The 12,275-nt window shown below is 38.2% G+C and carries 13 protein-coding genes; 9 read left to right on the forward strand and 4 right to left on the reverse strand.

The features are described 5' to 3' along the window. Positions 1-15 precede the first annotated feature (15 nt). Positions 16-672 (forward strand): oxidoreductase, encoded by a 657-nt coding sequence (locus ACY2A0_RS02030; RefSeq protein ID WP_461787943.1) that lies wholly within the window; start codon positions 16-18, stop codon positions 670-672. Positions 673-736: 64 nt separating this feature from the next. Then, entirely contained in the window at positions 737-1,288 is a 552-nt protein-coding gene (locus ACY2A0_RS02035; RefSeq protein WP_461787944.1) for a DNA-3-methyladenine glycosylase I, read from the forward strand. A 111-nt stretch (positions 1,289-1,399) separates the two neighbouring features. Here ACY2A0_RS02035 and ACY2A0_RS02040 read toward each other — a convergent pair whose 3' ends face one another. The 4 genes from ACY2A0_RS02040 to glmM form a co-directional block, all read right to left on the reverse strand. Continuing rightward, on the reverse strand, positions 1,400-3,316 hold the full coding sequence (locus tag ACY2A0_RS02040) for a solute symporter family protein (protein ID WP_461787945.1): 1,917 nt from the start codon (positions 3,314-3,316) through the stop codon (positions 1,400-1,402). Next, positions 3,313-3,597 carry a DUF485 domain-containing protein gene (locus ACY2A0_RS02045; protein WP_113639007.1) on the reverse strand — a complete coding sequence of 95 codons (285 nt, stop codon included), beginning with the start codon at positions 3,595-3,597 and terminating at the stop codon, positions 3,313-3,315. Before ACY2A0_RS02045 ends, ACY2A0_RS02040 begins: the two co-directional genes overlap by 4 nt. Before the next feature lie 325 nt (positions 3,598-3,922). Next, positions 3,923-5,071 carry a cysteine desulfurase family protein gene (locus tag ACY2A0_RS02050; RefSeq protein WP_461791226.1) on the reverse strand — a complete coding sequence of 383 codons (1,149 nt, stop codon included), beginning with the start codon at positions 5,069-5,071 and terminating at the stop codon, positions 3,923-3,925. Positions 5,072-5,228: 157 nt separating this feature from the next. Then, positions 5,229-6,617, reverse strand: a complete 1,389-nt coding sequence (gene glmM, locus ACY2A0_RS02055; RefSeq protein WP_461787947.1) for a phosphoglucosamine mutase — start codon at positions 6,615-6,617, stop codon at positions 5,229-5,231. Between the two features lie 231 nt (positions 6,618-6,848). On the opposite strand from glmM, the gene ACY2A0_RS02060 reads away from it, so the two are divergent. From ACY2A0_RS02060 to ACY2A0_RS02090, 7 genes are all read left to right on the forward strand, one after another. Further along, positions 6,849-7,580, forward strand: a complete 732-nt coding sequence (locus tag ACY2A0_RS02060) for a class I SAM-dependent methyltransferase (protein ID WP_461787948.1) — start codon at positions 6,849-6,851, stop codon at positions 7,578-7,580. Further along, complete coding sequence (locus tag ACY2A0_RS02065; protein ID WP_461787949.1) at positions 7,577-8,140, forward strand: phosphatase PAP2 family protein; 564 nt, start codon at positions 7,577-7,579, stop codon at positions 8,138-8,140. Before ACY2A0_RS02060 ends, ACY2A0_RS02065 begins: the two co-directional genes overlap by 4 nt. Continuing rightward, complete coding sequence (locus tag ACY2A0_RS02070; RefSeq protein WP_461791227.1) at positions 8,140-8,862, forward strand: ZIP family metal transporter; 723 nt, start codon at positions 8,140-8,142, stop codon at positions 8,860-8,862. The genes ACY2A0_RS02065 and ACY2A0_RS02070 overlap by 1 nt, the downstream gene beginning before the upstream one ends. Before the next feature lie 170 nt (positions 8,863-9,032). Next, a complete protein-coding gene (locus ACY2A0_RS02075) occupies positions 9,033-9,695 on the forward strand; it encodes a heme exporter protein CcmB (protein WP_461787951.1) in 663 nt (220 codons plus the stop codon). Between the two features lie 85 nt (positions 9,696-9,780). Then, positions 9,781-10,437, forward strand: coding sequence for a cytochrome c biogenesis protein CcsA (gene ccsA, locus ACY2A0_RS02080; RefSeq protein ID WP_461787952.1), 657 nt, complete (start codon positions 9,781-9,783; stop codon positions 10,435-10,437). A gap of 5 nt (positions 10,438-10,442) precedes the next feature. Then, positions 10,443-10,661, forward strand: a complete 219-nt coding sequence (locus tag ACY2A0_RS02085; protein ID WP_461787953.1) for a CcmD family protein — start codon at positions 10,443-10,445, stop codon at positions 10,659-10,661. A gap of 138 nt (positions 10,662-10,799) precedes the next feature. Continuing rightward, positions 10,800-12,221, forward strand: a complete 1,422-nt coding sequence (locus ACY2A0_RS02090) for a Glu/Leu/Phe/Val family dehydrogenase (RefSeq protein WP_461787954.1) — start codon at positions 10,800-10,802, stop codon at positions 12,219-12,221. The last annotated feature ends 54 nt before the right edge of the window (positions 12,222-12,275 follow it).

A 12,275-nucleotide genomic window follows, 5' to 3' on the forward strand; every position in this document is an offset into this window, starting at 1 on the left:
ATCAATTTTAATTCAATGAAAAAAGCAATTCTTTTTGGGGCAAGCGGTTTTGTAGGCAGTTATTTATTGAATGATTTGCTACAGAGCGATATTTATGATGAGGTAACTATTGTGGTTCGAAAACCATTGAACATACAACATCCGAAATTACGAATGCTACTCTCCGATTACCATAATTTACCGCAAAACAAGTCCTATTTAGTTGCTGATGATGTTTTTATCACACTTGGCACCACAAAGAAAAAAACTCCTGATCAAAAGGAATACTATCAAATAGACCACGATTATCCTGTTTTAGCTGCCGAACTGACAAAAGCAAATGGAGCTAAGTCCGTGCTACTTGTTTCCGCTGTTGGCGCAAATGCCAATTCATCAATTTTTTACGTTAAAACCAAAGGTGAAGCCGAAAGAGATATCATCGCTTTAAATTTTGAACATACCCATATTTTTAGACCATCAATGATTATGGGCAACAGGGAAGAAAGCAGACCGCTAGAAAAGGTGTTCATCAAAGCTTTTTCAGTGATCAATACGCTTCTAATAGGAGGCCTGAAGAAATATAGAGGCATTAGTGCTCAGAAAATTGCGAAAGCGATGATTAATGCAGCGCAAACTGAATTAGATAAGCCAAAGATTTACCATTGGGAGGATATGCAAAAATTAGCACGTTAATTTCTGCACTGCCATAGGGTTGTCAGTTAATACTTTAAATTTGCGGAATTAAACACCTATTGATATGAGTTATTGCACCGCAATTTTAGGCATGCAGCCCGAAGAAAGAAAAAACCTACATGCTAACTATCACGATCACCATTATGGTTTTCCGATACATGATGACAACGAATTATTTGGCAGACTGATTTTAGAAATTAACCAAGCAGGTTTAAGTTGGGAAACCATTTTAAAGAAAGAGCAGGGATTTAGAAATGCATATGCAAATTTTGATGTAACAACTGTTGCCAACTTTAACGAGAATGATAGAGAACGTTTACTTCAGGATGCAGGTATTATAAGAAATAAGCTGAAGGTAAACGCAGCAATAGAAAACGCAAAAACCATCTTACAGCTGCAAGAAGAGTTTGGGAGCTTTGAAAATTGGCTGAGCTATCATCATCCAAAAACCAAACCCGAATGGGTTAAGCTCTTTAAAAAAACCTTTAAATTTACTGGCGGCGAAATTGTTGGCGAATTTTTGATGAGCATAGGCTATCTTCCTGGTGCACACGACACATCTTGTGCTATTCAGGAAAAAGTATTGAAAAGCAACCCTAAATGGCTTAGCGTATAGCAAAGAACTAACTTTAGGACCTCCCCTTTTCGGAACTCAAAATAAAACGACCGATAAATCTTGCATTTCGCTAAGATTTATCGGTCGCATTTTTTATTCAGTTTTCAGCTATTAAACTTGCTGAACCTTTAGCTCTTTTTTTGGATACAAAATAGAGAACACATACACGGTTAAAACCGCCAACGGAAAAGAAATTAACGCTGGATTTTCCATTTGATGCCAAGCATTTTCGGCACCTAAGCCATATTTATCCCACATGGTTGGTGATGTTAAAATGATGGCAAGAGAAACTACGATACCCACCACAATAGACGCTGAAATCCCTGTAGATGAGGTTCTTTTCCAAAACAGCAGAAACAAAATGGCTGGCAAATTAGCGGATGCTGCAATGGCAAATGCCCATCCTACCAAGAAAGACACGTTGATTCCTTTGAAAGCCATCCCAAGTAAAATGGCAAAAACACCTACAGCAACTGCGGCAATTTTGCCCACTTTCACTTTACGGTCGTCGCTTAGATTTTTCTTTAAATAGATATCGATGAAATCATGCGCTATCGCTCCAGATGATGCCACAATTAGACCCGCTACTGTACCTAAAACTGTAGCAAAAGCCACAGCAGAGATAATGGAGAACAATACTGCTCCAAAAGCCTTCGCTAACAAAGGAGCTGCCATGTTACTAGATTCTACGTCCATCACCCCATTTACTCCAGCGCCCAAACCAATGAAAAGCGTAAGTACGTAAAATCCACCAATGGCTGCAATAGCTAAAATAGTAGATTTCCTTGCATCTCTAGGAGTTTTTACAGTATAATATCTGATTAAAATATGTGGCAACGCAGCTGTCCCTAAAAACAGCGCCAACATCAACGATACAAAATCCAACTTACTCCACAAGCTGGCACCAGCACCAATTTTATATTTCAATCCGGGCAACATAAATTTAGCGCCAGCCGTAACTTCTGGATAGTAAAGTGTAACTTGATCTGTACCATCGGTTAACTTTGCCTGCAAAAAGCGAGTAATTTCGCTATCTTTTATAGTAGATAAGAATTCAAATGGCCCTACTGCACCGGTTTTGTCAAGTTCCTTGCCATTCACTATAATTTTGCTCAAGTGACCCACCTGATAAAACTTTCTCTTTTCTTTCGACTCTCCGTTGTATAGTTTTTCCCCATTGACTTTCTGTACAATGGTTAACGTTTCCTTTAACACATCTTTTCCATCTTCTTTTCCCAAGTAAAACCAACGCTCAATACCATTTTGCTGTAACTTCACAAAAGTTTTTCCAGCTGTTTCTTGTTGTGCTAACACTTGCCAGCCAGGTGCCGCAGTTACTTTAGTTCCGTCAAGCTGAGGGTTTACGGTAGTAAACTGATGATAAGTATGATCTTTTGTGCTTGGCGAAAGGGATAGACCATTCTTTAAAATGAAAACCGTCAAAATCAACGAAAGGATAATCAACAATCCTCCTTTTAGGAATTGTACGTACGTAGTAGAAGCCATACCAGCACTGGCAACAATAGTAATTACAATTGCACCTACTAAAATTACTCCTGCCCAATGTGGCAAACCTAATAGCGGCATTACCAAATCGCCGGCTCCCACCATTTGTGGAATGAGGTAAAACACCGAGATAATTAAAGTACTAACAGATGCCGCTAATGTAATTGCCCTTGAGTTGAATTTCGCGTTCAGCGCATCGGTGAAGGTATATTTGCCCAGACGTTTAAATGGTTCAGCAATTAAAAACAAGGCAACAATCCACCCTGCCAAAAAGCCAATGGCATATAAAAAACCGTCAAATCCGGCAACGGCAATCATCCCGCAAATCCCTAGAAAAGAAGCTGCAGAAAGGTAATCTCCTGCGAAAGCAATACCATTAACCGCCCAGTGAATTTGTCCGCCGGCGGCATAATAAGATGACGAGTCGCTTTTTTTCCTTCCAAAATAAAAAGACAGGCCAAGTACTAAGCCAACAAAAATGAAGAAGAAAATTAGTGCAGTAACCGAAATATCATAGATCATTTCAAACCTCCTTCCGCTTTTTCAGCCTCGTCTTCGTAACGTGTACAGTAGGAATTGTAAATAATTCCCATTATCACCGCAAAAACAATTAAACCTATGCCATAAGCGATGGCTAAATTTAAACCGTAAAAAACAGTGGTAGACAATAATTCGTAGTTAAAAACACCGATGGCTACAAAACCTGCATAGCAGATTAAGTAAACGAAGAATAATCGAACGCCCAATTTAGATTTTTGCTGCGTAACGATTTCTTTCTCTTCGGTTGTGCTGTTTACATGCATAACGTAAAGGTTCGAAAAGGTTGATAAAAGGTTAGGTTATTTCTATGTTGATAATCAACGTAGTGTCTGTACACAATACTAATAAAAATATACTAGCTTCTTTAATATTTTAGCCAATAAATAGTGGATTGATTGGCTTTAATGACAATTGATAGTTTTCGGATGCCGGAAATACCCGAAAAACAAATCAAACACAAACCCTAAAGCAGCAGGAAACAATAAAAAAGGCTACCCCAAAAAGCACTTAATCACCATTCTACTTTTATTTGTATAATGACAACTGCTTTTTTAGATAGCCCTTGTATTAGCTATGAGTAGTTATAGTTTATGCTAATGCATTTTGTTTCACTACCATTTTCACTTTTTCTAAGGTATAATCGATATCCTCTTTGGTAGTGTATTTACTAAAAGAGAACCTTACTGCTGGGCGGTTCGGATCAGCTTTGATACCGTTTAGCACATGCGAACCAATGTTTGAACCTGAAGAACAAGCACTTCCGCCTGAAGCACAAATTCCATTGATATCTAAATTGAACAATAGCATATCGGCCATATCCATTTCCGGAAATGATACGTTAAGTACAGTATATAAACTCTTTTCGGCATCTGTTTCGCCATTAAAAGAAATACCTGGAATTTCAGCGATTAGCTGATCTTTCATGTAGTCTTTTAAACCTTGTACATGTTTTTGGTGTTCTTGCATTTCAGCATAAGCAATTTCTAAAGCTTTTGCCAAACCTACTATACCATAAACATTTTCAGTACCACCACGCATATTTCTTTCCTGAGCACCGCCGTAAATCATCGGTGGGATTTTAATGCTGTTATTTACATATAAAAAACCAACGCCTTTTGGACCATGTAGCTTGTGTGCAGCACATACAATAAAGTGCGCCTTTAACTGACGTACATCATGCGTATAATGCCCCATGGTTTGTACGGTATCTGCATGGTAAATAGCGTTGTATTTTTCGCACAAATCGCCAACTTTTTGCATGTCGGTTAATGTGCCCAACTCGTTATTGGCATGCATTAAAGAAACGAAACTACGTTCATTGTTTTCTAAAAGTTCTTCCAAATGAGCGTAGTCAACATTACCTTTTTCGTCGATATTTACAAAGCTTAGCTTATCAATAACGCCGTCTTTAAGCAACATATTTAAAGTATGTTCCACGGCGTGATGCTCAATTTTAGAGGTGATAGCATGTTTAATGCCATAAGCTGCGATGCCACAACGTATTGCTGTGTTATCCGCTTCGGTACCACCAGAAGTAAAGAAAATCTCTGAAGGTGAAGCATTAAGCAAAGTTGCGACAGTTTTGCGTGCTTTTTCTACCAAAGTTCTTACTTCTCTGCCTAGGGCATGTATTGCCGAAGGATTACCGTAGTAATTTTGCATTACGTTGGTCATTTCCGCCACAACCGTTGGATCCAGCGGTGTAGTAGCAGCATTGTCCAAATAAACTCGTTTCATTTTTATAGTGTGTTAGTTAGTCACTTTTTAGTGGTCAGGTATCAGGGGTTAGGTATTAGGGGTTAGGGGTTAGGTATTAGTTGTTAGTTGTTAGTAAAGTGTATAGGACTAATCCCTAATCCCTAGTTACTAACTCCTAATCCCTAGTCCCTAATTCCTAATTTATCTGCAATATCTCCTTGATATCCGCAATAATCTTATTTGCGAGGTTTTCCGCGATAGTTTCACTTTCGGCTTCGCTATAAATACGTATAATAGGTTCAGTGTTTGATCTGCGCAGATGTACCCATTGCTTATCGAATTCAATCTTCAGTCCATCAATGGTACTATGAGGCTGATGCTGATATTTTTCCTTCACTTGTTCTAGCAAGGCATCAATATTCATATCAGGTGTTAAAGTAATTTTATTTTTTGAGATATGATAAGCAGGATAACTTGCCCTCAAAACTGATATCGGCTTACCGAATTTTGCTAGGTGCGATAAAAATAGTGCAATACCAACTAACGCGTCTCTACCATAATGCGATTCAGGATAGATGATCCCGCCATTACCTTCACCGCCGATAATCGCATTGGTTGCCTTCATTTGATTAACCACATTAACCTCTCCTACGGCAGCTGCATTATATTGCATTCCAGCTTTTTCAGTCACATCTCTAAGTGCTCTGGTAGATGATAAGTTGGAAACTGTATTTCCTGGCGTATTTTTCAATACATAATCAGCAACAGCTACCAAAGTATACTCTTCACCAAACATGCTTCCGTCTTCATTTACGAAGCAAAGCCTATCCACATCCGGATCAACCACAATGCCCAAATGTGCACCTTTTTGCTGCACTACTTTTGCAATTTCTGTCAAGTTCTCTGGCAATGGCTCCGGATTATGTGGAAACTGCCCATTTGGCTCGCAGTACAATTCGTAGATGGTTTCAACACCTAAAGCTTTCAGCAGTGGGGGCAAGAAAATTCCTCCTGTAGAGTTCACACAGTCGATAGCTACTTTAAAGTTTGCCTTTTTGATCGCCTCCACGTCAACTAAAGGCAGCGCTAAAATGGCATCAATATGTTTTTGTATATAGGAATTGTCCTTCTTTACTTGACCAAGCTCGTCAACTTCCGCAAAGCTGAAATCTGAATTCTCGGCGATGTCGAGCACTTCTTTACCATCCGCATCACTGATAAATTCGCCTTTGGCATTCAACAGCTTTAGCGCATTCCATTGTTTAGGATTATGACTAGCGGTAAGAATAATTCCCCCAGCAGCTTTCTCCATTGGAACAGCTATTTCTACCGTTGGCGTGGTAGATAAGCCTAAGTCGATCACTTCAATACCTAAACCCTGCAACGTGCCAATAACTAGGTTATTCACCATTTCTCCAGATATCCGAGCATCACGTCCAATTACAATTCTTTTATTATCTGCTTTGCTAATTACCCATGAACCGAAAGCTGCCGTAAATTTTACCACGTCAATTGGAGTTAAGCCATCGCCAGCCTTGCCGCCGATAGTACCCCTGATACCAGAAATAGATTTGATTAAAGTCAAGTTGAATATTTTTTTTGCCAAAATTAAGAAAAATAAAGACTTTAAATTGTTGTATTTATGTTTGATTTTAAATTTTAAAAACTATTTAAACTAGCGTTTAGGTAGTTGATTATTAGGATAAAGCAAAATTAAAATTAACTCAAACGTTTGTGTCCAATGAGCAAGCTTTCAAGTTTTATATGCAACATAATTGCATAAACTTTATATTTGTTCACCCAAATCAAGTAAAAAATGCAACGCAAATGGTTTCAATACTGGTTTAACTCTCCTTATTACCATATCCTTTATGGCAATCGCAATGATGAAGAAGCGGAATTATTAATTGATAACCTGTTAGCACATCTGAAGCCCAAAAGCGATAGCAAAATAATTGACATTGCTTGTGGCAGAGGCCGACATTCCATCTACCTTAATAAAAAAGGTTATGATGTTACTGGAATAGATCTTTCGGAACAAAATATCAAGTACGCACAGCAGTTTGAACAAAAAAACCTGCATTTCTATGTACATGACATGCGAAAGTTGGCTTACATCAATTACTTTGATATTGCACTTAACCTTTTTACCAGCTTCGGTTATTTCGAAACAGAAAAAGATCACGTAAATGCACTAAAGGCGTTTAGAAAAGGCTTAAAAGCTGACGGAACTTTTGTAATTGATTATTTCAACACGCAGAAAATCATCAAAAACCTCACGAATCAGGAAATTAAAACCATCGATGGCATTGAGTTCCATTTGTCCAAATTTGTTTCCGAGGGAAAGATCATCAAGCACATCAACTTTGAACATCGAATGAAAGACTACGCTTTTGAGGAGCGAGTTCAAGCATTTTTGTTGGCTGATTTTGAAAATATGCTCGAAAAGAGTGGACTTCAAATCATTGAAAAATTTGGCAATTATCATTTAGATGCCTTCGATGAACTCAAATCAGATCGTTTAATCTTGGTTTGCAAAAAAGTATGATGCAGGAGCTCTTACAATTTGATACCGAGCTGTTCTTGAAAATACATCGAGGATTAAGTAACGGCTTTTTCGACTGGATAATGCCTTTACTGCGTAATCGCTTTTTTTGGTCGCCGCTTTATTTGTTTATAGTGATTTTTTGTATTAAGCAGTACAAAAAGGCTGGCTTATATATTATAGGTGGCGTTTTAGTCACTTTTGCCATGGGCGATATCATTGCTTCTCGCATCATTAAGCCCAATGTGGCTAGGGTGAGGCCTTGTAACGAAGTAAGGCTGGCTGATCAAATTATTCATCGGGTACCTTGCGGGAGTGGCAAAAGCTTTCCTTCGGCACATGCAACCAACCATTTTGGTATTGCCGTATTTTTAATAGGGGTTTTCTACAGGAAATGGAAAGCTATTTTACCGATTGGAATTTTATGGGCTGCATCTATCAGCTTTGCCCAAATTTATGTTGGCGTACATTATCCAATTGATGTTTTTTGTGGAATGCTGCTGGGCGTTGCCATAGGCTTACTTACTACGTTTATATATCATAAAGTAAAACCCATTAGTTAATGGAAATTTGGAAATTTTTGATTTTGTTTTTTTCTGCTTTTCTGGGCGGCCTAAGCATTTTTTTAGTTAAAAACGATAAATCTCAATTACTAAAATTGATCCTGTCATTCAGCGGATCATACCTATTTGCTATTACCGTTTTACACTTAATTCCTGATGCTTATCAGGGATCTGACAGCCATGAAATAGGCATCTATATCCTCATAGGTTTTTTATTTCAGGTTTTTTTGGAACAATTTTCAGAAGGTATCGAACACGGCCACATCCACAAACATCACCATAGCTCGGCTTTTCCTTATGGAATTATGATTAGTTTGTGCTTACATGCTTTCTTGGAAGGAATGCCTTTAGCTAAAGACCAACATAACGAACTGATTTTCGGGATCTCACTGCACCACATTCCGGCAGCGTTTGCCTTAGCAAGCATTTTACTCCAAAATCAAATTAAAAAAGCTTCATTGTTGGTTCTGCTTGCCGTATTCGCCATTATGGCTCCGCTGGGTTATTGGATTAGCTTAGGCTTAAGCAATGGATCTTTGGGAGGCATCGAAGCCTACTTTAATAAAATTATGGGTATCGTAATCGGGATATTCCTACATATCTCCACTACGATATTATTTGAATCAAATGCTGATCATAAAATCAATAAACGTAAAATGCTTGCGGTTTTACTCGGTATCGCCATTGCATTAATTGGATTTTACGCTGGACACAGTCACTAAATTTACGAATTGCGATTTACCATTGCAGCTAGACGCGGAAGCATTCTGATCAAAATCTAATCGTTCAAATACAATTGGTAAAATCTGAAGTCAATTAACCTATTTCAACATTCGTGTCAAAAATCTAAAGTCGTAAATCTAAAATCGTAAATCATTGTATCTTTGAACCAATGCAACTGGCTCAACAAGTAAAACATTTAATTAAAAAGGAAGTCGTTTTAGAGTGGCGCTCAAAATATGCGCTCAATGGTGTTTTACTTTACGTGGTTTCTACGGTTTTTGTTTGCTACATGTCGTTTTTAAGCATTGAAAAACTTACTTGGAATGCCTTGTTTTGGATCATCATGTTATTCGCATCCATTAATGCTATTGCGAAAAGTTTCCTTCAGGAAAGCAAAGGCCGACAGCTTTACATATACACTTTAATTAGCCCCACAGCGCTGATCTTAGCAAAAACCATTTACAATAGTCTGTTAATGATGATCCTAACAGTAATTGCACTATTGTTTTACACACTGGTTTTTGATTTCCCAAAAGATACTGACATTTTAATGTATTTCGTTGCTGCCATATTGGGAAGCTTAAGTTTCTCTACCATTTTCACTATGGTATCAGCCATTGCTTCTAAAACTGGCAACGGCGGTATGCTGATGGCCATATTGAGCTTTCCAATCATCATTCCTGTACTCATTGTACTAATTAAGTTCGCAAAAAATGCGGTTGATGGATTAGATAGAGCAGTTAGTTTAGATGAAATTGGATTGCTAGGAGTGATAAATGTATTAGTGATGACAGTTGCTTTATTGTTATTTCCTTACCTTTGGCGAGATTAATAATGTGATGATTTAGTAATTTGATGATATGATAATTACATAGTTGTTTAACTACTAAAATCTAAATACTCAATACCCAACCTATATGTATAAAACTTGGTGGAAAATTTTGGCCGCAGCACTGGTAGTTTACACTGCAATTGCGGGATTTTTGTTGGAGGTGCCCCGACTTGCTATCCTTAATGAAACCATAAGAAATTTATACTTCCACGTTCCTATGTGGTTCGCAATGGTAGTTTTGTTCACCATTTCTGTGTGGTACAGCGTAATGTCCTTAAATAAACAAAAAGAAGAGTATGATATCAAAGCAGTTGAAAGTGCAAATGCAGGGATCATATTTGGCATATTGGGTATTGTAACAGGTGCCTTTTGGGCAAAGTTTACTTGGGGACAGTTTTGGAGCTTTGATCCTAAGCAAAATTTCGCAGCAATATCCCTCCTACTATATTTCGCTTACTTTATTTTACGCAACGCGATAGACGAAGAGCAAAAACGTGCTAAAATTGCGGCCATCTATAACATATTTGCATTTCCAATGATGGTAGTGCTACTTTTTGTACTTCCACGTTTGCAAGATTCGCTGCATCCGGGCAACGGTGGCAATCCAGGCTTCAACAGTTACGATTTAGATAGTAGAATGCGAATGGTATTTTACCCTGCCTGTTTGGGATGGATATTAATTGGCTACTGGATTTACACGCTTCGCTTCAGAATAAAAACAATCGAAAACTCACAACTTTAATGATAATGAAGAAGTTATTAAGTATGCTTTTATTGTTGTTTACAAGCCTTACTTTATTTGCGCAAAACAACGATATTGAGATGGCAGATCAACTGCGAAACAACGGTAAAATTTACATTGTGGTGATTTGTATCGTGATAATTTTAGCTGGTTTGCTTTTTTATCTTTTCAGCCTCGACAAACGTTTGAAATTGTTAGAAAAAAAATCTGACCGTAAAAACTAATTTTAAACGCCCTAGAAACATTTTTTTGAACCGAAACGTTATAGTGTTTACCATACACTAAGCAAAATATACTTGCAAGAGTGGTTTATTTTACTGCAATTTTGCACCCGTAAAAGCATAAAACCAAAATTCAAAAAAATGGCTAGTACAGCAAATGAAACAAGTTTTTTCAGCGATGTTTGTAAAAACTTTGACGACGCCGCCAGATTCACAAACCACCCAGAAGGTTTACTGGCACAAATTAAAGCATGTAACAGTGTTTATCGTTTCCAATTCCCTATACGCAGAGGAAACGGCTTTGAAGTAATTGACGCATGGCGTGTTGAGCACTCGCACCACATGAGCCCTACCAAAGGGGGTATCCGTTACAGTGAGATGGTAAATGAGGATGAAGTAATGGCTCTTGCCGCCCTAATGACCTATAAATGTGCTATCGTTAACGTACCGTTTGGCGGTGCTAAAGGCGGTATCTGTATCAATCCTAAAAATTATACAGTTGCAGAATTAGAAACCATCACTCGTCGTTACACTACCGAATTAATTAAAAAGAACTTTATTGGCCCAGGTATCGATGTTCCCGCTCCAGATTACGGATCAGGCGAACGCGAAATGAGCTGGATTGCCGACACTTACATGACTATGAACCCAGGTTCATTGGATGCTTTAGGTTGTGTTACCGGAAAACCTATTGCTTTACATGGTATCCGCGGCCGTAGAGAAGCTACTGGTCGTGGTGTAGCTTATGCCGTACGTGAGTGTGTAAGCCATGCTGATGACATGAAAAAATTGGGCCTAACTGCAGGCTTAGATGGCAAAAGAGTAATCGTTCAAGGTTTAGGTAACGTAGGTTATCACTCTGCAAAATTTATTGCTGAGTTTGGCGGTACCATTGTAGGTATTTGCGAGTACGAAGGTGCTATCTACAATGCTAATGGCTTAAATGTGGACGAAGTATTTGCTCACCGTAAAAACACAGGTTCACTGTTAGGTTTCCCGGGTGCTACCGATTTTAAAAATTCAAAAGAAGGTTTAGAGCAAGAGTGTGATATCTTAGTTCCAGCTGCTTTAGAAAACCAAATTACTGGTGAAAACATCCGCAACATCAAGGCTAAAATTATTGCTGAAGGTGCTAACGGCCCTGTAACGCCAGAGGCTGAAGAAATTTTCACTGAAATGGGTGGTATGATCATTCCAGATATGTACTGCAACGCTGGTGGTGTAACGGTATCCTATTTTGAGTGGTTGAAAAACCTTTCTCACGTAGCTTTCGGCCGTATGGAAAATCGCTATGCAGAAAACTCAAATGCTAACTTGATCAATACTTTAGAGAGCTTAACAGGAAAAACAATCCCTGCAGAGCACCGCTTAATGATTGTTAAAGGAGCTTCTGAGTTGGAATTAGTAAATTCAGGATTAGAAGACACGATGATCCATTCTTACAGAGAAATTAGGGAAACTTGGTTAAATAAACCAGAAACTAAAACTTTAAGAACGGCCGCTTTCGTAAATTCTATCGACAAAATTGCAGTTTCTTATATGAATTTAGGCGTTTGGCCATAACATTCATCTTAAAACAATACAAAAGCCCCGTAATTATTATTTACGGGGCTTTTT

Origin of the sequence: Pedobacter sp. (assembly GCF_965249885.1) — a bacterium.
Lineage (GTDB): Bacteria > Bacteroidota > Bacteroidia > Sphingobacteriales > Sphingobacteriaceae > Pedobacter.

Excerpts from the sequence above, each read along its gene's own strand:
- ACY2A0_RS02030 (WP_461787943.1), top strand. The coding sequence starts at position 16 with ATGAAAAAAGCAATTCTTTTTGGGGCAAGCGGTTTTGTAGGCAGTTAT.
- ACY2A0_RS02035 (WP_461787944.1), top strand. The coding sequence starts at position 737 with ATGAGTTATTGCACCGCAATTTTAGGCATGCAGCCCGAAGAAAGAAAA.
- ACY2A0_RS02040 (WP_461787945.1), bottom strand. The coding sequence starts at position 3,316 with ATGATCTATGATATTTCGGTTACTGCACTAATTTTCTTCTTCATTTTT.
- ACY2A0_RS02045 (WP_113639007.1), bottom strand. The coding sequence starts at position 3,597 with ATGCATGTAAACAGCACAACCGAAGAGAAAGAAATCGTTACGCAGCAA.
- ACY2A0_RS02050 (WP_461791226.1), bottom strand. The coding sequence starts at position 5,071 with ATGAAACGAGTTTATTTGGACAATGCTGCTACTACACCGCTGGATCCA.
- ACY2A0_RS02060 (WP_461787948.1), top strand. The coding sequence starts at position 6,849 with ATGCAACGCAAATGGTTTCAATACTGGTTTAACTCTCCTTATTACCAT.
- ACY2A0_RS02065 (WP_461787949.1), top strand. The coding sequence starts at position 7,577 with ATGATGCAGGAGCTCTTACAATTTGATACCGAGCTGTTCTTGAAAATA.
- ACY2A0_RS02070 (WP_461791227.1), top strand. The coding sequence starts at position 8,140 with ATGGAAATTTGGAAATTTTTGATTTTGTTTTTTTCTGCTTTTCTGGGC.
- ACY2A0_RS02075 (WP_461787951.1), top strand. The coding sequence starts at position 9,033 with ATGCAACTGGCTCAACAAGTAAAACATTTAATTAAAAAGGAAGTCGTT.
- ccsA (WP_461787952.1), top strand. The coding sequence starts at position 9,781 with ATGTATAAAACTTGGTGGAAAATTTTGGCCGCAGCACTGGTAGTTTAC.
- ACY2A0_RS02085 (WP_461787953.1), top strand. The coding sequence starts at position 10,443 with ATGAAGAAGTTATTAAGTATGCTTTTATTGTTGTTTACAAGCCTTACT.
- ACY2A0_RS02090 (WP_461787954.1), top strand. The coding sequence starts at position 10,800 with ATGGCTAGTACAGCAAATGAAACAAGTTTTTTCAGCGATGTTTGTAAA.